Raw genomic sequence first — 20430 nt, 5'->3', positions numbered from 1 at the left:
GAGAAGATCAATATACATCCCGAAACTATTCAGCTTCGGGATTTTCTTTTTTCCTGAATACATTCTTTAGAAAGCCTTTCTTTTCTTTTTTCTCTTCCTGCGGCTTGGGCTCTTCTTTTTTCGATTTGATTTCCTGCTTGAGTTCTTTTACAGACTTCTTTACTTCCTTTACCGAAGTGACCGCTTTTTTAACGGTTTCTTCAGTTTTATCCACATTCTTTCCGATCAGGGTTTTCTTCAATCCCTGCTCAATTCCTTTCCAGAAAAGATTAAAGAATGATTTTGTAGGATCACGTTCAACATTTTCCACCTCTACGGCTTCAGGAAATTTACCTGAGTTCGATCTGATAAAAAGATTGGCTACAGCGGTTAATACCCCCTTCTTTTCATGATTATTCTTATTTAATACCGCAATTTTAAGATCTTTATGTTTCAGATTAAATGTTCCATGCAGCCCGGCAGGATTCCCCCTGAAGTTAAAGAGCATTTCCTGAATGGTTCCTGACGTAGCCGTTACATGCAAGTAGGGTCTAATAAATGGATTAATACCGCTTGCAGGGAGATTGGATGTCTTTCCGGCAATTGAAAAACCGTCATTGCGATCAGCTACATCGAAATTCCAGTTTACAAAAAGTGGCGCCAGATTCATAAACGAGCAGTTGATCCTGATATCCACTTGCGTAGGTTTGCCTTTTGCTTTAGCAGAATTCAGGTTTTTAACGTTCATATTAAAATTGGCGAAAGTAAGCTTTCCAGGTCCTGCACTTTGCGGTGTATCTTCTTCATAGACTAAAACTGAGTTTTTCAGATCCAGACTATTAATGGTCAATGGTATTTTTATCGAACGAAGCAGTTGAGAGTAGAGAGGCTTCACTTTTGGGTCGTCATTCGGAATTTTACTTCTGAAAATATTGGCATCTGCTCCATCAACTGTTACATGGGACGCGTTGATCGATTGATGATCTAAGAATAAGTCCCAATGTCCTTCTGCTGTGATCCCGGAAACCTTAATGTCATAAAGATCACGTTCAACAGGTATCATTTTGATAAACTGGGCTCTCGAAACGAGAGGCTTCATGACAAAATTATTAACCTGAATCTTGTTTTTATTTAATTTTAAAAGTCCCGCGCTCATATTATAAAACTTCGTTCTGTAAGCAAAGTTCCGTGTGGTCAGGAAATAATCTTTCACTTTGAAAGAAAGCCCCTGATTATTGGGTTGGGGTGCTATTTCAATAGTATTGATTGTGGCATTCAAATCGTGAAATGCTAATGGTTGCATTCCTTTATCATAAACAAGATCAGAATTTTTCAGGGACATTTTTCTTACTATAACTGAATTGATGATTCCGGTACCGGAATTTTTCTTCGGTTTACCGGTACCTGCCTTAATCGTTCCTTTTATATTTTCAACAAGAACATCTTTCAGATCTAGATTAAGTTTCTTTTCTATAAATTCAAACTTGTTGATGTTAAGAGCAATATGTCCGGCTTTAAGATCCATTGCCCCTTTTCCTGCTTCAGAAGATCCGGGAGACAAAATCAGATTCCTGATTTCGCCACTTTTGGGGTTCAATGCAATACTTTCAACAGAAAAATTCTGATGATTTGAATATTGTATCTCTCTTCCTGAAAAATGGAAATCTTTATATCCGACAGGAATAATCTCTTCTGCGGTCACTTTATCAAACTTGAGCTGGTTAACCTTTACATTCATTGTTTTAGCAAAAAGCAGCCTGCTTCCGTCAGGTTTATTGATAAGCACTGACGCATTATTCAGTTTTACATCTTCTAAATTAATTTCAAAATTCAGTTTTTTGTCTGTTTTTTTTGCTTTTACGCCCGTATTATAAACAGTAAGAACCGGATTTTGGAAATCAGCATTGGTGAGTGAAATTTTATTTTTAGCGAAAACTACGTCCTTAAAATCCATCTTTGGGACGGAAAACTCAAATAATTTGGGCTTTTTAGGATAAAATCTTGTAAACTGATGGAAAGACAAAAGTGGATTCAGCCGGAAATTCCCAACTGACATTTGGCCATCTAAAGTCGTGATGGTACTGATGGTGATAGCATATACCTCATTCGGACGGAAGAAAAAATTCTTTCCTTTAATATCATAACGGTCAAAAGCAACCGGAAGGTTATCCTCTACGGATTCTTCAGTCATTTGCAGGTTTTCTACAAATAAATCCAGCTGCTGAACAGATAAAAATTTCTGTTTGGTATATTTGAAAATATTGATGGTTCCCTTATTAATTCTGATATTTTCAAACAGGAATGGACTTTGTTTCTTATCGGTTTTCCGGTCGACAGGTCTTGCGAGACTAATATTTAAATTCGGCCTGGCCAACAGAAGATCTGATGAGCTGATTCTTTTATTAAAAATGGCATCATAAATCCCAAAACGACTGATTTTCAAGGTATCGATGGTTCCCTTGAGTCCAATAACGTTAGTATTTTGAGGATTTTTACTGTTTACGGTAATTCCTGCAGCAAAAATATTTCCAGAACCCAGATCTACATCCAGAGTTTTATAGGAAACTTTATAATCCGTATTTTTCTTGATATAATCAGGAAGCTGGGTTTTAAGCCATATATTCAAACCGAAATTCGCGGCAAGAAGAATGAGCAGCAGAATTCCCAGGCTCATTAATAACTTTTTGACCCATTTTCGCATATTATTTATTTTGATGTTCGGTATAGTTTTTATATTCTTTTTCTGAAATTTCTTTCAGAATTTTACCTTCTAAATTAATTTGAAAATGCGCATTCCCTTTTTTAGAATAAAACATTGTATGTTGTCCACCATCATAACCAAAATATTTATGAGGCCTTATCTGATCTAAAATAAAAGGGCAAATTTCTTTATTATTGATATCAAGAATTCCTGCCTTTCCATTTTTAGAAGCAAAAATCAAATTTTCTCTTGAAATAAATTGATCATAAATTGGTGGAATAATTATTTTAAAAGTCTCAAATTCTATCAAGCCATGCTTGCCATTTTTTTCTATAAATTGTCTTTTTTCAGGACCATACTCTACCCAATTTGATATTTCATCATATTCCAACGGCAAAAGAACTTTTTTACTGATATCAATAATTCCAAACTTTTTGTTTTTAGATGCTATAAGTTTATTATGATTGTAATAAAGAGGTATTAGTGAATCATATCCTTTAATTATTACATTATTGTTTATATCAACCACCATTCCATTTATAATAAATAAACATTTACTAGCATTTTCAATATTATCAAATTTATCATAAACAGAAGTTATTTCTTTATACTTTATAGGTATTTTAATTTGTCCCTTTTCAGAAATAATTCCGTAAAAATCACCCTTTTTAACCCATAGAAAAGTGGTATTTTCAATTTGTCTTAACTCATCATATTCAAAAGGAACAATGACATTTCCTTGCCAATCAACAATACCATATTTTCTCTTTAAGTTTTTGTAAATAAGTGTAGGATCCAAATCTGAATAATCATTATAAACAGCTTCATAAGATTCGCCTATTTTTTTCAAATCCTTATTAAAGATAGAATATATTTTTCCTTTTCGTGCGTTATAATATTCTGAAAAAGAATGATTTGACTCAAAATAATCAATGAAATCATATTGTAGAGGAACCTTAAAGGTTCCATCTGTTTTAATAATTCCGAACTTACCATTTCTCTTTACTATAGCATTTTTAAAGGTGTCAAAAACACTTGCAGAATCAAATTCATTATTTTGAAAAGCAGCCTGAGCTTTCCTATTTATAAATATATACTTTCCATTGGCCTCTACTAAAGCCGCTCCGTTTTCAAAAAATGTAGATTGATCTCTAGTAAAAATATCTTTAGAAAAATCTGAAATAGAAGCTCTTTTGAAACTGTCATATAAAAAATCTGAAAGTTGTTTTCCTGAATTGTCAAAAACCGCCCATTTATTATTCTTTTTAACAATTACATTCTGATCTTTCATTTCCTGACTTGCCTCATCGTAAATGACTGGAATAATTTCCGCCCCAGATTTATTTATAAATCCAGATTTCCCATTCTTTGTTACAGCACACAGTCCACTAGGCCTGAAGCAATCAACTTCATCATACTGTATTGGTATTACTAAATTGGCCTGATAATCTATAAATCCCCACTTTCCATTTTTTTTAACAGGCGCAAGTCCTTCAGAAAAAATACCTACAGCTTCAAAATCTCCTTTTAATCTTAAATTTTTCTTGGTTATAAAAAATTCTTTATTGTTATTTTTAGCATAAGCCAAACCATTTTTAAAAGGATTAAGAAAATCATATTCAAAAGGAATCATAACCAGACCGTCATCGTTAATATAGCCCCACTTATTAGGATTATTAAGTTTTACTCTAATCCAGTCTGTTTCCTCATCTCTTTCTGTATAACTAATATTCTGTTTTGAGAAATCCACCTTATTCTGAGATTTTGAATGACAGGAAACTAAAATTACAAAAATAAGGAAGATAATATGCTTCATATTTAAGAGATATCCAGCTCAATTACATATCCTTCATGTCCTCTCACATTGATAAAATCTCCGCCATGAAAACTCAGGTACTGCCCTTTTATTCCGGTTAATTTGCCGGTAAATTCAGGTCTTTTATCTAATGTGAATGAGGTTACTTTTTCCGGCTTTTCAAAAGGATAATCAAATCTCCAGAGGTCTTCTCCTTCACTGTAGAATTTTTGAAAATCCTCAGGGAAATACTGTCTGATTTTTTGTTGAAAATCGGCGAGGTCCATTTCTCCCTCAAAATCATCCTGAAGCATCTTTCTCCAGTTGGTTTTGTCAGGAAGATGTTCTTTTAAAGCAACTTCTATCATTCCTGCCTCGTAACGGTTCTCGGTTCTGGCAATCGGCAGTGCAAAAGTAGCTCCCTGATCGATCCATCTTGTAGGGATCTGAGTATTTCTAGTTACTCCTACCTTTACATCGCCTGTATAGGCAAGATATACGGTGTGGGGCTGCAACTGGATTTGTTTTTCAACTTCCAGATCACGTTCCCCCACTCCCAGATGTGCCGTGGAAAGCTCGGGACGAATGATCGTATCACTCGCGTACGGGCTTTCGAAGAAACAGCTTTTGCAGAAGCCTATTCTATAAATAGTTTTATCTTCCCCACAGTTCACACACTGAAACCCCACATGTTTTATACGTAATTCTTTTCCGAAAAGCTCATTCATATGGATAAGATCTCCTGAAAGATTCAGATAATATTGGATCGGCTGTGCGTCGTAGCTCGTCATTTTTAAAATTTGCCCTTGAAACTGCATACTATTTATATTACTTTTTTAAGTAAATTTAATGATTATATTTTCAAAAAGTAAATTTATATTTTTACAGCATTAAAAAATCACAAATGACTTATCTTGTAACTGGAGGAAGCGGGTTTATAGGTTCCCATTTAATAGAAAAATTATTAAGAAATGGACATTCTGTCATAAACGTTGACAATTTTGATGATTTCTACAATTATCAGATAAAAATTAAAAATACTTTAGAGTCTATTGATAAAAATCCGGATTTTGAGTTTTCGGACAAAGAGACCGATATCGGATATTTAACTGACATTTCCCGGTCAGACAATTATCAAATCTATTATCAGGATATTCGTGATAAAAAAGGACTTGAAAATATTTTTAAAAGTCACAACATAGACCTTGTTATCCATCTTGCAGCATTGGCAGGCGTACGGCCTTCCATTGAAAGACCACTGGAATATGAAGAAGTAAATGTTCGTGGCACCATGAATCTTTGGGAGCTTTGTAAGGAATTCAATATCAGTAAATTCATAGGTGCATCTTCATCAAGCGTTTACGGCAATAATGAAAAGATCCCATTTACCGAAACAGATAATGTAGATCATCCGATCTCCCCTTATGCCGCAACAAAACGAAGCGGTGAAATTTTAGGACACGTGTATCACAACCTGTATCATATCGACATGATTCATTTACGCTTTTTCACCGTATATGGCCCCAGACAAAGACCAGACCTTGCCATTCACAAATTCACCAGACTGATCTCAGAAGGTGAGGAAATCCCCTTCTACGGCGACGGAAATACAGCCAGAGACTACACCTACATTGATGATATCATCGACGGAATCACGAAATCTATTGTTTATCTGGAAACACATTCCGATGTTTATGAAATCGTTAACCTTGGAGAAAGCGAAGTAGTGACCTTATCTGAAATGTTGGCGACCATAGAAAGAACCCTTAAAATTTCTGCCACCAGAAAAATTCTGCCACTTCAGCCCGGAGATGTCCAGAAAACCAATGCAGATATCACAAAAGCAAAGACATTAATAGGTTACCAACCAGACACCGACTTCCAAAATGGCATAAAAAAATTTGTGGAATGGTTTTTGAGAAAATGACATCATATAAGTTTCCGGTGCAGCTGTAATGCAGTCTATGACGGACAATGAACAAAAATTAATCAAAAAGAATTGAAAATCAAGTATAAAAAGGCGTATAATATAAGCTAATTTTATACTTTTGCAAAAAAATTAGAAATTATGTACTGGACATTAGAACTAGCCTCCTATTTAAGTGACGCACCTTGGCCGATGACAAAAGCAGAACTTATTGACTATGCAATCAGAACTGGTGCACCAATGGAAGTAGTAGAAAACCTTCAGGCTATTGAAGACGAAGGAGAGATCTATGAGTCTATCGAAGAGGTATGGAGCGACTATCCTACCGACGAGGATTTCCTTTGGAACGAAGACGAATATTAATTAAAGCAATAAGCTTTAAGCAGTAGCTTAGAGCTTATTTGCCCTTTTTTTATATATAATTCACACGATAAGCGTATCAATACAACGCTTAAAGCATATTACTTTAAGCATAAAGCAAAAAATTTATGAGTTTTTTAAACAAAGTTCTTAAAGGGTTTTTGGGAGACAAAAAAGCGCAGGACCTAAAAGAAGTAAAAAAAGTTGTAACAAAAATCAAAGCTGTTGAACCAACTATTCAGCAATTGTCTGATGATGGTTTGAGAGAAAAAACTGCTGAGTTTAAAGAAAATATCAAAACTGCAACCAGCAAAATCACAGCTCAAATAGAACAAGTACAGGAGCAGATAAAGAATTCAACAAACGTTGATGAAAAAGAAGCTCTTTTCACAAAGATTGAGACTCTTAAAAAAGAATCATACGACATTGAGGAGAAAGTTCTTGGCCAGATCCTTCCTGAAGCTTTTGCTCTGGTAAAAGAAACAGCAAGAAGATGGGCTCAGAACGGAGAAATCCGCACCAAAGCCACCGACTGGGACAGACAACTGGCCGCTGCGGGTAAAGATTTCGTAGAAATTCAGGGAGATACTGCAATCTGGAAAAACTCATGGGACGCAGCCGGAACTCCTGTAGTTTGGGACATGGTCCATTATGATGTTCAGTTTATCGGAGGGGTTATTCTTCACAGCGGTAAAATTACCGAGATGGCAACCGGTGAAGGTAAAACTTTGGTAGGAACATTGCCGATTTACTTAAATTCACTTCCTGAAAGAGGAGTTCACGTAGTAACGGTGAACGACTATCTTGCCAAAAGAGACTCGGCATGGATGGGCCCTCTTTATCAGTTCCACGGAATGTCTATCGATTGTATCGATAACCACCAGCCGAACTCAGACGGAAGAAGAAAAGCATATAATTCAGATATTACATACGGGACGAACAACGAATTCGGTTTCGATTATCTGAGAGATAACATGGTAACATCCCCTTCAGAATTGGTACAAAGAGAATTAAACTTTGCGATCGTGGATGAAGTTGACTCTGTATTGGTAGATGATGCCAGAACACCACTAATTATTTCGGGTCCGGTTCCTCAGGGAGACAGACAGGAATTTGATGTTCTTAAGCCTTCTATTGACAGAATCGTGGAAGTTCAGAAGAAAACAGTTTCTGCGATCTTTAATGAAGCAAAAAAATTAATCGCTGCAGGAAACACTAAAGAAGGAGGGTTCAAATTACTTCAGGCTTACAGAGGTCTTCCTAAAAACAGACAATTAATTAAATTCTTATCGGAAAGCGGAAACAGAGCATTGCTTCAGAAAGTTGAAGCGCAGTATATGCAGGACAACAACCGCGACATGCCCATTGTAGATAAAGACCTTTACTTCGTTATTGAAGAGAAAAACAATCAGGTAGATCTTACAGATAAAGGAGTAGAATATATGTCTCAGGGGAATTCTGACAACAACTTCTTCGTTCTTCCGGATATCGGAACAGAAATCGCTGAAGTTGAGGCAAAAAACCTATCTAAAGAAGAGGAATTCGAAGCTAAAGAAAAACTTTTCTCTGACTTCGCTGAAAAGTCTGAGCGTGTACACACGATGAGCCAGTTATTGAAAGCTTATACTCTATTCGAAAAAGATGATGAGTATGTGGTAATAGACGGTGAAGTAAAAATCGTTGACGAACAGACCGGTCGTATCATGGAAGGAAGACGTTATTCAGACGGTCTTCACCAGGCGATTGAAGCTAAAGAAAACGTAAAAATTGAAGCTGCTACGCAAACTTTTGCAACGGTAACACTTCAGAATTATTTCCGTATGTACAACAAGCTTGCGGGGATGACAGGTACTGCTGAAACAGAGGCGGGAGAACTTTGGGAGATCTACAAATTAGATGTTGTGGTCATTCCTACGAACCGTCCTATTTTAAGACATGACAAACAGGATTTAGTTTTCAAAACTAACCGTGAAAAATATAACGCTGTTATTGAAGAAATTGAAAAATTAACAGCTGCTAAAAGACCTGTACTGGTAGGTACAACATCTGTTGAAATCTCTCAGTTGCTTTCTAAAGCCCTTCAGCTAAGAAAAATTCCTCACCAGGTATTGAACGCGAAGCTTCACAAGAAAGAAGCTGAAATCGTTGCCGGAGCAGGACAGCCGGGAGTTGTAACGATTGCAACGAACATGGCAGGTCGAGGTACAGATATCAAGCTTTCCAAAGAAGTAAAAGAAGCGGGAGGTTTAGCCATTATCGGTACAGAAAGACACGATTCAAGACGTGTAGACAGACAGTTAAGAGGTAGAGCAGGACGTCAGGGAGATCCGGGAAGCTCTCAGTTCTATGTATCTCTTGAAGATAATCTGATGCGTTTGTTCGGTTCTGAAAGAATCGCGAAAATGATGGACAGAATGGGTCATAAAGAAGGTGAAGTGATTCAGCATTCTATGATCAGCAAGTCTATTGAAAGAGCTCAGAAAAAAGTAGAAGAAAACAACTTCGGGATCAGAAAAAGACTTCTTGAGTATGATGACGTCATGAACAAGCAGCGTGATGTGATCTATAAGAGAAGAAAGAATGCTCTTTTTGGGGATCACCTGAAGTATGACATCACGAATATGATCTTCGATGTTTCCAACTCCATCGTTACAAAAGGAAAGGCTACAGGGAACTATAAAGATTTTGAATTCGATATCATTAAGTTCTTTACCATGGAATCTCCGGTTTCTGAAAATGACTTCAAGAGCAAGCAGATTCCTGAATTGACGGATCTTGTCTTCAAAGCAGCTCAGGAAGATTACAAAATGAAACTGAACTTATTGAAGGAGAAATCATTCCCTATTATTGAGAATGTATATCAGAATCAAGGTTCAATGTTTAAAATGATCCAGGTTCCTTTCACAGACGGACACAAAACCATGACGATTGTGGCTGACCTTAAGGAAGCTTACGATACTCAGTGTGAAAGTCTGATCAATGATTTTGAAAAGAATATTACCTTATCCATCATCGATGAAAACTGGAAACTTCACCTTCGTGAAATGGATGACCTGAGAAGATCTTCTCAAGGTGCCGTTTACGAGCAGAAAGATCCATTGGTAATTTACAAACAGGAATCGTTCCACTTATTCAGTGAAATGGTTGACAAAATGAACAAAGAAATTATTTCTTTCTTATACAAAGGAGAAATTCCGGCTTAAGAAATCTATAATAAAATCTCATAAAAACCCCGCTTCAGTACCGTCTGAAGCGGGGTTTTGTTATTCAGCACCTAATAATTTCATGATAAATATCAATGTTATTATTTATTTAGAACAATTAAAAACAATATATTTGCAAAAAATTTGACTTTCATGAAAAATGTACTGATCTGCGCTTCCGCACTGGGAACAATGCTGGTTTCTGCCCAAAAAAAAGACACTATCAAATCAAACGATATTGAAGAAGTTGTTGTCAATGGAAGATATTATCAAAAATATAAACTCAACGAGGTTTCCGGATCACTGAGATTGCAGACCCCTCTTATTGAACTTCCGCAGAATGTACAGTCTATTAGTGGCCAGGTATTGAATGATCAGATCACCTTAAATATGTCTGAAGGAATTGTCCGCAATGTGAGCGGTGCCAGAAAAGTAGAACACTGGGACAATGTTTATTCCAACGTTTTCATGAGAGGAGCAAGTATTGCTACTTATATGAACGGAATGAACGTATCTTCTACCTGGGGACCCATTAACCCGGACGCATCCATTATCGACAGAATAGAATTTGTAAAAGGGCCAGCAGGATTCATGGGATCTATGGGTGATCCGGCAGGATTTTATAATATAGTGACGAAAAAACCCACTGGAAAATTCGCCAACAGCGTAAGATTCACAACAGGAAGTTACAACCTTTTCAGAGGCGAAGCAGATCTTGACGGGGTTATTGTGAAAGACGGTGTTTTGGATTATCGTTTAAATTTAATGGGAAGTTCCAACAAATCATGGTCAGAAAATGATAAGACAAGTAAAATAATCATTGCTCCGTCTATCACATTCAGACCTACAAAAACAACTACATTCACTGCCCAATACAATTATCAATATCTAAAATTCAATCAGCCGGGTGCCTACCTGATGTCTAATGACGGCTATGCTTCACTCAATGTTCATACTAACTTTAACGATCCTAACTTCAAAAAAACAGAAGTGAAAGATCAGAGTTTATTTTTAAGCTTAGATCAGAAGTTATTCAAAGACTGGATTTGGAGTACACAATATGCCTACATGGATATGAATTATGACGGCGGCTCGTGGTGGGGCGGTTTCTACGGTTCAGATCCCAATATTTTAAGCAGATCATTAAGCAACTGGCAGGCTCTTGGAAAAAACAATATATTCCAGACCTACGTTAGAGGAAGTCTACAAACAGGAAATATTACTCATAAAATCATTGCCGGATTCGATTATGGAAATAGAAAATACCAGGCTGATTTCTCTTATTTAGGTGATGGAGGATCTATTGATGTCCACAATATTACTTATGGTGTAAATCCTAGTACACTGCCTCCTGAAAGTGCTTATTATCTAAACCGAAATGCTAATTACTATAATGATCAGGGAGTAAAATACACTTCTTATTATGCTCAGGATCAAATAGAAATGCTTAATAATAAGCTCCGTATTACACTGGCAGGAAGATATACCAGTGGAACAACATTCTCGGGATATCCCAATTTAGATCCGATAAAAGCTGATCAAGCTGGAGAATTTACACCAAGAGCTGGTGTCAGCTACTCTATTAAGGATGATCTTTCAGTGTATGGAGTTTTTGATAAAACATTTGTTCCTCAATCAGTAGCAAGTTATACCAACACCAATATTCCGGCTCCATTAAAAGGGCAAAATATAGAATTTGGATTGAAAAAAGACTGGTTTAATGGCAAATGGAACTCTACTTTCGCTGTTTATGAAATTAAAAGAAAAAACATAAGTGTAGACGACAAAGAACACGGTGTACTTAATCCGGATAATATCACCTTTAATTATCCATTCAAACTGGCCATTGGTGAACAAAGAGCAAGAGGATTTGAAGCAGATATCAAAGGTGAAATCGTAAGCGGGCTAAATGTTGTCATAAACTACGCATATACCGATGCGATCGTGACAGAAGATACAGATCTTTCAAGAATAGGAACGGCTGCTCCCGGAAATGCCAAAAACGTACAGAATACCTGGTTAAACTACAGATTTGAACACGGTCAATTAAAAGGATTCGGTATTTCTGCGGGATACCAATATCAGGGAGGAAGACAGTCGTGGTTTGGAACCACCGCCAAATATGACCAGAGTCTGGAAGATTATTTTGACACCAACTTCGGGATCTCTTATGTAGCCAAAAAATTCGATGTTAACCTATTACTGAACAACGTGCTGAACAGAAAACTTTACAGCGGTTACAGATCAGATGACGGTTCTTACGCATGGATCTATAACGCTCCGCGTAACTGGAGACTATCAATAGGATATAAATTTTAAATAATCAAAAGTTAGCCTCTCCGGAGGTTAACTTTTTGCTATGAAGAAAAAGCACCTCCATAAAAAGAAAGTTTCTTTTACAAAAAAATGGTCTTCCAAGCTGCACTTGTGGTTGGGCTTGTCCGTTGGTATCATTGTTTTTATTGTTTCGCTTACCGGAACTTTATATGTTTTTAAAGACGAAATACAGAACAGTCTCCGAAAAGAAGCGATTTATGTACAGAAATCTTCAACATCACCACTTTCTATTGCCGTTCTTAAGGAAAAAGTAAGTCTTGAACTTAATGAAAAATATCCGCTGAGTGCTGTAGAAATCTCATTGGATAAAAACAGATCCTACCGTTTTTCCTATTACGAAAAAAATAAAAAAGGCTGGAATTATTTTGAAGAGGTCAAGATCAATAAGCTCGTCTATGTGGACCAGTACAGCGGAAAAATTCTGGCCGTTTACGATGAGAAATATAGCTTTTTCAACATTCTGAAATACATCCACTGGAGTCTTCTTCTGAACTCCGAATGGGGAAAATATGTGGTGGGAATTCCTACTGTTGTGTTTATCTTCATGCTGATCACAGGAATCGTATTGTGGTGGCCAAATAACAAAAAAGCGAGAAAAGGACGCTTCTGGTTCAGCTGGGAAAATGTGAAAACCTGGAAACGTAAAAACTATGACCTCCATAATGTGTTAGGGTTTTATGCTTCATTTTTCGCCTTACTCATCAGCATTACAGGAATCTATTTTGCCTATCCGTATGTGAAAAACACATTCAATCTTGCCCTTTCAGGATCTCTGGAACAGCCTAAAGAAAAGGATATTAAATCTCCTGATTCCCTTATGGTGAAAAATGCTTCGGTTTATGACCTTACCGCTCAGCAAACCAGAAAATTGTATCCTACTTCTTCCAGTTTCAGAATTCCATTGAACGGAAAAAACAAGAAAGGAAAAGAACTGAAAAATATCCCGGTGACTATTTACGGCGAAGAAGGAAGGTTCAGCGAAAGAAATGCATTGATCTTTGACAAATACTCAGGAAAGCTGCTGGCTGAAAAACCTCATCAGAAACTGAGCAATGCTGAAAAATATGCCAATGCCAATTATGACATCCACACAGGGTCCTACTTCGGACTGTTCGGAAAAATTCTATGGTTCATTACCGGACTCATCTGTACTTCACTTCCTGTGACAGGATTTTTGGTATGGTGGGGAAAACAAAAAAAACAAGGAAAGAAAATATAATGAAAAAAGCGCTTATATCAGCTGCATGCTTAGGTTCGGTTGCCATTTTTGCACAGGTTAAAGACAGCCTGCAGATCAACAGCGTGGATGAAGTCGTGATGACTGCTTCCAGAAAAAAAGAAAATATCAAAGAAATACCCAGCTCGGTAACGATTGTTGCAGAAAAGCAGATCCAGTCTCAGCTGACCGTCAATTCAGATATTACCAGCATTCTTCAATATACCGTTCCAAGTTTAGGAACCAACTCGGGACAAACATCCAATACAGGGCAGACCTTGAGAGGCCGCCAGGTTCTTGTTCTTATCGACGGAATTCCCCAGTCTACTCCACTCAGAAACGGAGCCAGAGATCTAAGGTCTATCGATCCTTCCGTGATTGAAAGAATTGAAGTGATCAAAGGAGCGTCCTCCATCTACGGAAACGGAGCAGATGGCGGGATCATCAACTACATCACGAGAAGAAGCAAATCCGATAAAAATATTTCCGGACTTACTCAGCTCGGTTTTACAGGTCAAACGTATGGCGGAACTCTTGGAGTGAGGGCCAGCCAGCTCTTATCCGGAAAGGTGAATAAATTTGATTACGTCTTCTCTCTCGCCTACGAAAAAACAGGCTATATGAAAGATGCGGACGGCGTAAACCTTACCCCGACCTACAGTCCTGCAAAAATGGACAACTACAACGGAATGCTTAAAGTAGGTTACAATATCAACAAAGACCAGAGAATTGAAGCTTCCTACATCGGATATGCCTCTAAATCTGACCTTAACTTAGGACTAAAAACAGGAAAATACGGGATTACCCCAACCATTGGAGAAGGTGTAGGAAAAAATCTTGAAACCACCCCTCAGGGAACACCGAGAAACCATAATTTCAGGATCAACTACGACAATCAGAACCTTTTTGGTGGAACAACTTCACTGAATTTCAATGCTTATATGCAGGATTTCAGGACTGTATACGGATACAGCGATACCTTCTCCGGAGGAGGACAGTCCAACGTAATCTCTAAAAAGTACGGAGTCAGATTCAACTTCGACACTCAACTGTGGTCGGCTAAAGATTCTCAGGGTGAAATCATGTACGGGATGGATATCCTTAACGATCAGACCGTCCAGAAGCTGGAAGACGGACGTTACTGGACACCGGATATGAATATGACCAACCTTGCCCCTTTCGTTTTGGTTAAAATTGATTTATTAAAAAAATTAACCATCAAAGGAGGTCTACGCTATGAAAACATGCGTGTGAAAGTCGGAGATTTCAATACCCTTTCTACTATTAAAAGTGACGGGACATTTACCAAAAGTATCTTTGTGACCGGTGGAGATTTAAAATACAATGCATTGGTCGCCAATTTAGGGGTACGTTACAATATTGAACCTTTCATTAATCTGTTCGGAAGCTTCTCACAGTCCTACTCTATCAATGAATTAGGAAGAATCCTCAGAACCTCAACAGAAGGTACGATTCAAAATCTTGAAACCAAACCGATCATCGTGAACAACTATGAATTCGGGGCGACGGGACAGATCTCCAAATGGATCAACTACGAGATTACTTCTTATGTAAGTACATCAAAACTAGGCGCTTCATTTGTACAGAGTGCGGACAGAGCATTAACGATACAGAGATCTCCGGAAATTGTTTACGGTGTGGAAGGATTCTTACATTTTATGCCGGCTAAATGGATCAACTTCGGAGGAAGCTACAGCTGGATGGAAGGCATTACTTCTATCAAAGACGACGGAGATTATTCAGCAAAAATCAACAACAGCCGCATTTCTGCGCCTAAAGTACTGGCCTACCTTCAGGTAAAACCAATACCTTCTTTATCTCTCGGGGCTGATATGATTCACGCTTTTGAGCAGGACAGGTTCCAGACTAACGCCAAAACAGGAATGTTTGCCTACGGAGAAGGCTATGTTCCTGACTATACTGTTTTTAATTTTAAAGCAAGTTTCGAAGTCAATAGGAACTGGAGAGTCTCTGCAGGCGTTGAAAATGTATTCAACAGAATGTATCAACCCGCGATTGCATGGTGGTCTGCCCGTGACAGTGAATTCGTGAACTCACTGGGAAGAAGAGGGACGATGATGCTTGAATATAAATTTTAATTAATCTAAATAAAAAGTAAAACTTATCTTTGCGATACTTTGAACTGCGATATGAAGAAAAAACATCATCATAAAAACAAACCGGGTTTCTTTAAAAAATGGTCAGCCAAACTGCACCTTTGGTTTGGTCTGGGGATTGGCTTTCTGATCTTTATTATTTCCATTACAGGAGCGCTCTATGTTTTTAAGGACGAACTGGAAAACTTTACCCGAAAGGACGTGATCTATCATAACGAACAGAATATCGAACAGAAAAACGTTCTTCCTATCAGAATGATGGAGAAATCTGTTGTAGAACAGGTCAAAGAAAAATATCCGGTTCACTGGGTGAATGTTCCGATTGATAAAAAGAGATCTTATATTTTTTATTGGTATGAACACAACACGAAGGCCTGGAATTATTTTGATGAACTGCCGGTTTATAAAGCCGCTTATGTAAATCCTTACACAGGAAAAGTTCTCAGAGTTTATGATGAAAAGAACGGGTTCTTCAATATTGTGAAAATGATTCACTGGAGTTTTTTGCTGAAGCAGGACTGGGGACCGTATGTCGTGGGAATTCCCGTGATCATATTCCTGATCATGCTGATCACCGGAATTGTACTTTGGTGGCCTAAAAATAAAGCGGCAAGAAAGCAGCGTCTTTCTTTCAAATGGAAAAATATCAAAAGCTGGAAAAGAAAGAACTATGATCTTCACAACATCCTTGGTTTTTACTCCTCTATCTTTGCGTTGATCTTTACCATTACAGGATTGTTTTATGCGTTCTTCGTTGTACAGGCGATGATCTATGTGATCTTCTCCGGCGGAGAAACCCAATATCCGGATTTCTCTCACATTAAAACCAAAGCTCCGATAGAATTAAGAACGGAAGGAACACTGGACAAAGTGATCAATACGGTTATACAGAAATATCCTGATTCTTTTGGTTTCGCAATTGATCTTGGCCACGAGCATATGGATGATCATGAACACCCGAATTTTGAGGTGTATGTCAAGCATCTTTCTTATTCTTATCACAAAAGCAGCAGCCTGATCTTTGATGAAAACTCGGGAGAACTACTCCACACCCATGATCCTAAGGACAAAAACTTTGGTGAAAAAGCAGTAGGGGCCAACTATGATATCCATGTAGGTTCCATTTTGGGACTTCCTACGAAGATCATCGCATTCATTGTCAGCCTCATCTGCGCATCACTGCCGGTAACCGGATTTATGGTTTGGTGGGGAAGAAGAAAAAAGAAACCGGCAAAAACCGCCTAAAAGTTTTTTAAATAAAAGTTTTGTTAATAATCCATTAATACAATCTTTTTTATAATTTTAACCCTTTAGAATTTACAAATAGAAATGTCATTAATAGATTTATCAAAACAAGTTGCTCTAGGAATTGATATCGGCGGGACGAATACCAAGTTCGGAGTGGTTAACCACCGCGGTGAAGTTCTGGAAAAAGGAAATCTGAGAACCGATGAGTACGAAAAAGTAGAAGACTTTATCGATGCTTTATACGAACAGGTAAAACCCCTGATCGAAAAGTACGGTACTGAAACCAACTTTGACGGAATCGGGGTAGGTGCTCCCAATGCCAACTATTATAAAGGAACCATTGAGCAGGCCCCTAACTTACCATGGAAGGGACTCATTCCTTTCAGTGAACTGATGAATGCCAAATTCAATCTGCCGTGTACCATCACCAATGATGCGAATGCAGCTGCTCTTGGAGAAATGCTTTTCGGAGCCGCAAGGGGAATGAAGGACTTTATCATGATCACTCTGGGAACAGGCGTGGGCAGTGGAATCATTTCTAATGGAAGTTTGATTTACGGCCACGACGGTTTTGCAGGAGAATTGGGGCACACCATTGTAAAACCGGGCGGAAGAAAGCACTGGAGTACAGGATCTGAAGGAAGTCTGGAAGCGTATGCTTCAGCCACGGGAATTGCGATTACCGCCAAGAAGATGAGGGCTGAATTTCCTGAATCTATGCTGAGCCAGTATCCTGAAGAGTCCATCAACTCGAAAACAGTCCATGAATGCGCATTGAAAGGTGATCTTATCGCTATTGAAGTGTTCAGATATACGGGACAGAAACTGGGCGAGGCTTTGGCTAATTTTGTGATGTTTTCTTCACCTGAAGCCATTCTTCTATTTGGTGGCGTGATCAAGGCGGGAGATTTTATTTTGAAGCCTGCAAAACTTCATATGGAAAGAAACCTTCTTCCGATCTTTAGAAATAAAGTAAAATTGGTTTTCAGTGAACTGGACGAAGCAGATGCTGCCATTCTTGGCGCAAGTGCTTTGGTTTGGGAAAAATAACTGAACAACAACAATGGAATAATATATTAAAGCATCCTTTTGGGATGCTTTTTTGCTTTGAATGGGTCGATCTGGTTGGAGCTCCCACAGATTCTACAGGTCTTGATACAGGTTTACATATACTTTTTCTCTACTTTATTTGATAAATTTCATTTATTCCAGAAATTCTTTGCCGCAGTGATCTGTTTAATCTGTGAAATATGCGCGAATAAATCAGATCACTTTCCCATCTTCAGCGGTTAAAAAAACTGGCATCAATTCTGTTTTAAATCATCGGAATTCTCATGCAAAATGAAAAACTTTTTCTTACTTTTGATTGGTTTTTCATTCATTTTACGCTCGGGCTAACCTGGTGAAACCAACAAATAAATAATTTAAGAACAATGGATAATAATAATTTAGAACAGATCACTTTCGGAGGCGGATGCTTCTGGTGCGTGGAAAGCTGTTTCAATATGCTTAAAGGAGTGCATTCTGCTATCTCAGGATATTCAGGAGGACACAAAGACAATCCTACCTATGAAGAAGTCTGCACCGGAGAAACCGGACATGCAGAAGTAGTACAGATTACATTTGATCCAAAGATCATTTCTTATGCACAGCTGATGGATGTATTCTTCTTCCTTCACGATCCTACGCAACTGAACAGACAGGGGAATGACATCGGAACACAATACCGTTCCGTTATTTACTATAAAGACGATGCTGAAAAGGCTAAAGCGGAAGAAGCTCTGAAAACCTCTGAAGCTTCAGGAAAATGGCCCGGAACATACGTTACTGAAGTTACCCGGTTTGAGAAGTTCTGGCCTGCAGAGCAGTACCATCAGGGGTATTATAACGTGAATCCGAACCAACCTTACTGTAGTGCCGTAGTAGGTCCGAAGATCCAGAAGTTTAAAAAACATTTTGGAGGACTGGGAATGCTGAATGAGGCATAAAAAATATAAAAGCGAATATCTGGTGGATGTTCGCTTTTTTGTGTCTAAATTATTCTTCAACCTCTACCGAGTCTTTTGGCTTTCCTGCATATTTATAAATAATCGTGGAGGTTGATTTTCTCAATTCCCTCCCATTTTCAGGATCTACCCCATCATCTGTAAAGAATTCAACATTTCCATAGAACTTTGAATACCAAGTTTTTCCAAGAGCATTAGCCTCTGTCAGAGTATCTTTTCTTTTGATCTTTCTAAAATGCAGAAATACATGCTCGTTCATGGCCTTTACTTCCAATCCAGGTCTGATAAAGCTACTATCCGTAGCAATATATCTTTCCCCACCCCAATACATATATTTTTTATCTGTACCCGCTTGTAAACCAGACATAAAGCTTGATGGAAACGAAGAGCCATTCGATATCTTCTTACTATTAGAGAAAACCACATTGCCTGTGACGAGACATAAAAGCAATGCCATCTCCATGATCCCTAAGCCATTCTGTTTCATAAAATCAGGCATTTTGAAATGCTGCTCATTGGTAATATTGATGATAATGTTAGATAACTTTTCCGTCAGTGTTTCTTCGTCTTTATCCACACTTATTTTAACAGTTGTTTTATTGGAACTTTCATCATTTTTAACAAAAGTTCTGGAAAAATCAGAAAAATTCCTAAAACCAACGTACTCACTCATCTTATCTAGCCTATCCGACTGAATCTGAATCTCTTTCCCTCCCAATATATAAGCATCGTAATATCTCGCAAAGCTTTTATCGGTGATTTCAAAACCTAAATCTTCTTTAAAATAGAGCCATAAGTAGGAAGCAAGACCATTTTTAGTGTCCTTATCAGATTCTTCCCGTGCCTGTTTGAAAACCTCATGAATAAGTAGTTTTATTTTGGACATAATTAGTTTTTAAAATAATTACAAAATAGGTGATTTTCGACCATGTCGCATTACGGGTTTCCGCAATGAAATCCCTGTCCATTTCCTGTCTATCGATGTCCATGTTTTGTCTAACATCTGCTTCATCATTTGCCGCATCTTTGCCATAGAAATCAGTGACAAACAAAACATTACAAAAACAAAAATACGAAACTGATTTCAAAAAACACCAGATAAAACGGAGGAAAACTCCGGGTTGGGAAGCAGATGTTTCTCCTCCGTTTTTGAAGGTTCACTTCCCAAAAATTTAGAAGCGCTTCAAATTTTTTATTCGTGTAGCTCTACCCGTGATCGGTTTCACTGGCAACTACAGAAATGCTCAAATTTTAAATTTTAAGAAGATGATCGAGATTATATTAATGCTATTTGGTTTAGCATTCTCAAATAATAATGCCAACACGGCAACATGTACTAACAATCAAGGACAAGCAACAGCACAGCTTATCAATCTGGGAGAAAATCCAGAAACCGGAGACGGAACAGGAAATGGGAATGGGAACGGCCATGGAAACGGAGGAAATACAGGAGGAAACACAGGACAAACACCTCCCTTTTCAACACAACCATAAGTTTAACATATCAATTTTAAAAGAGC

At 37.8% G+C, this 20430-nt stretch carries 14 protein-coding genes; 10 read left to right on the top strand and 4 right to left on the bottom strand.

Going from position 1 to position 20430, the window contains the following annotated elements:
- Positions 1 to 25: 25 nt before the first annotated feature.
- Genes BUC06_RS01425 through BUC06_RS01415 form a run of 3 tightly spaced genes read right to left on the bottom strand, consistent with a single transcriptional unit; the run spans position 26 to position 5293 of the window.
- Positions 26 to 2653 carry a hypothetical protein gene (locus BUC06_RS01425; RefSeq protein ID WP_228423598.1) on the bottom strand — a complete coding sequence of 876 codons (2628 nt, stop codon included), beginning with the start codon at positions 2651 to 2653 and terminating at the stop codon, positions 26 to 28.
- Positions 2654 to 2681: 28 nt separating this feature from the next.
- Positions 2682 to 4496: a WG repeat-containing protein gene (locus BUC06_RS01420; protein ID WP_073328729.1), complete on the bottom strand. Its 1815-nt coding sequence runs from the start codon at positions 4494 to 4496 to the stop codon at positions 2682 to 2684.
- Between the two features lie 2 nt (positions 4497 to 4498).
- Positions 4499 to 5293: a DUF2797 domain-containing protein gene (locus BUC06_RS01415; protein WP_073328726.1), complete on the bottom strand. Its 795-nt coding sequence runs from the start codon at positions 5291 to 5293 to the stop codon at positions 4499 to 4501.
- 86 nt (positions 5294 to 5379) lie between these two features.
- Here BUC06_RS01415 and BUC06_RS01410 point away from each other — a divergent pair, with 86 nt between their 5' ends.
- The 9 genes from BUC06_RS01410 (at position 5380) to msrA (ending at position 18892) form a co-directional block, all read left to right on the top strand.
- Positions 5380 to 6402, top strand: coding sequence for a GDP-mannose 4,6-dehydratase (locus BUC06_RS01410; protein ID WP_073328724.1), 1023 nt, complete (start codon positions 5380 to 5382; stop codon positions 6400 to 6402).
- Positions 6403 to 6543: 141 nt separating this feature from the next.
- Positions 6544 to 6765 (top strand): DUF2795 domain-containing protein, encoded by a 222-nt coding sequence (locus BUC06_RS01405; protein WP_002662059.1) that lies wholly within the window; start codon positions 6544 to 6546, stop codon positions 6763 to 6765.
- Between the two features lie 125 nt (positions 6766 to 6890).
- Positions 6891 to 9965, top strand: coding sequence for a preprotein translocase subunit SecA (gene secA / locus BUC06_RS01400; protein WP_073328721.1), 3075 nt, complete (start codon positions 6891 to 6893; stop codon positions 9963 to 9965).
- 153 nt (positions 9966 to 10118) lie between these two features.
- Positions 10119 to 12284, top strand: coding sequence for a TonB-dependent siderophore receptor (locus BUC06_RS01395; protein ID WP_073328719.1), 2166 nt, complete (start codon positions 10119 to 10121; stop codon positions 12282 to 12284).
- 40 nt (positions 12285 to 12324) lie between these two features.
- Positions 12325 to 13521, top strand: a complete 1197-nt coding sequence (locus tag BUC06_RS01390) for a PepSY-associated TM helix domain-containing protein (protein WP_073328716.1) — start codon at positions 12325 to 12327, stop codon at positions 13519 to 13521.
- Positions 13521 to 15638, top strand: coding sequence for a TonB-dependent receptor (locus BUC06_RS01385; protein WP_073329115.1), 2118 nt, complete (start codon positions 13521 to 13523; stop codon positions 15636 to 15638). Before BUC06_RS01390 ends, BUC06_RS01385 begins: the two co-directional genes overlap by 1 nt.
- Before the next feature lie 51 nt (positions 15639 to 15689).
- A complete protein-coding gene (locus BUC06_RS01380; protein WP_073328714.1) occupies positions 15690 to 16901 on the top strand; it encodes a PepSY-associated TM helix domain-containing protein in 1212 nt (403 codons plus the stop codon).
- 84 nt (positions 16902 to 16985) lie between these two features.
- Positions 16986 to 17954: an ROK family protein gene (locus BUC06_RS01375; RefSeq protein ID WP_073328711.1), complete on the top strand. Its 969-nt coding sequence runs from the start codon at positions 16986 to 16988 to the stop codon at positions 17952 to 17954.
- A gap of 383 nt (positions 17955 to 18337) precedes the next feature.
- Positions 18338 to 18892 carry a peptide-methionine (S)-S-oxide reductase MsrA gene (gene msrA / locus BUC06_RS01370; RefSeq protein WP_073328708.1) on the top strand — a complete coding sequence of 185 codons (555 nt, stop codon included), beginning with the start codon at positions 18338 to 18340 and terminating at the stop codon, positions 18890 to 18892.
- 49 nt (positions 18893 to 18941) lie between these two features.
- On the opposite strand, the gene BUC06_RS01365 is transcribed toward msrA, so the two are convergent.
- Positions 18942 to 19796, bottom strand: a complete 855-nt coding sequence (locus tag BUC06_RS01365) for a hypothetical protein (RefSeq protein WP_073328706.1) — start codon at positions 19794 to 19796, stop codon at positions 18942 to 18944.
- Between the two features lie 380 nt (positions 19797 to 20176).
- Between BUC06_RS01365 and BUC06_RS01355 the strand changes: the two genes are divergently transcribed.
- Positions 20177 to 20404, top strand: a complete 228-nt coding sequence (locus tag BUC06_RS01355) for a hypothetical protein (protein ID WP_139263254.1) — start codon at positions 20177 to 20179, stop codon at positions 20402 to 20404.
- The last annotated feature ends 26 nt before the right edge of the window (positions 20405 to 20430 follow it).

This window comes from Chryseobacterium carnipullorum (assembly GCF_900142785.1).
GTDB lineage: Bacteria > Bacteroidota > Bacteroidia > Flavobacteriales > Weeksellaceae > Chryseobacterium > Chryseobacterium carnipullorum.
The sequence above is the reverse complement of the archived record's forward strand: the minus strand, read 5'-3'. Positions and strand labels throughout refer to the sequence as shown.

What these genes read in the sequence shown, in the direction of transcription:
- BUC06_RS01380 (WP_073328714.1), top strand. Translation starts at nt 15,690, where the DNA reads ATGAAGAAAAAACATCATCATAAAAACAAACCGGGTTTCTTTAAAAAA.
- BUC06_RS01395 (WP_073328719.1), top strand. Translation starts at nt 10,119, where the DNA reads ATGAAAAATGTACTGATCTGCGCTTCCGCACTGGGAACAATGCTGGTT.
- BUC06_RS01365 (WP_073328706.1), bottom strand. Translation starts at nt 19,796, where the DNA reads ATGTCCAAAATAAAACTACTTATTCATGAGGTTTTCAAACAGGCACGG.
- BUC06_RS01375 (WP_073328711.1), top strand. Translation starts at nt 16,986, where the DNA reads ATGTCATTAATAGATTTATCAAAACAAGTTGCTCTAGGAATTGATATC.
- BUC06_RS01425 (WP_228423598.1), bottom strand. Translation starts at nt 2,653, where the DNA reads ATGAGCCTGGGAATTCTGCTGCTCATTCTTCTTGCCGCGAATTTCGGT.
- BUC06_RS01385 (WP_073329115.1), top strand. Translation starts at nt 13,521, where the DNA reads ATGAAAAAAGCGCTTATATCAGCTGCATGCTTAGGTTCGGTTGCCATT.
- msrA (WP_073328708.1), top strand. Translation starts at nt 18,338, where the DNA reads ATGGATAATAATAATTTAGAACAGATCACTTTCGGAGGCGGATGCTTC.
- secA (WP_073328721.1), top strand. Translation starts at nt 6,891, where the DNA reads ATGAGTTTTTTAAACAAAGTTCTTAAAGGGTTTTTGGGAGACAAAAAA.
- BUC06_RS01355 (WP_139263254.1), top strand. Translation starts at nt 20,177, where the DNA reads ATGATCGAGATTATATTAATGCTATTTGGTTTAGCATTCTCAAATAAT.
- BUC06_RS01405 (WP_002662059.1), top strand. Translation starts at nt 6,544, where the DNA reads ATGTACTGGACATTAGAACTAGCCTCCTATTTAAGTGACGCACCTTGG.
- BUC06_RS01390 (WP_073328716.1), top strand. Translation starts at nt 12,325, where the DNA reads ATGAAGAAAAAGCACCTCCATAAAAAGAAAGTTTCTTTTACAAAAAAA.
- BUC06_RS01410 (WP_073328724.1), top strand. Translation starts at nt 5,380, where the DNA reads ATGACTTATCTTGTAACTGGAGGAAGCGGGTTTATAGGTTCCCATTTA.
- BUC06_RS01415 (WP_073328726.1), bottom strand. Translation starts at nt 5,293, where the DNA reads ATGCAGTTTCAAGGGCAAATTTTAAAAATGACGAGCTACGACGCACAG.
- BUC06_RS01420 (WP_073328729.1), bottom strand. Translation starts at nt 4,496, where the DNA reads ATGAAGCATATTATCTTCCTTATTTTTGTAATTTTAGTTTCCTGTCAT.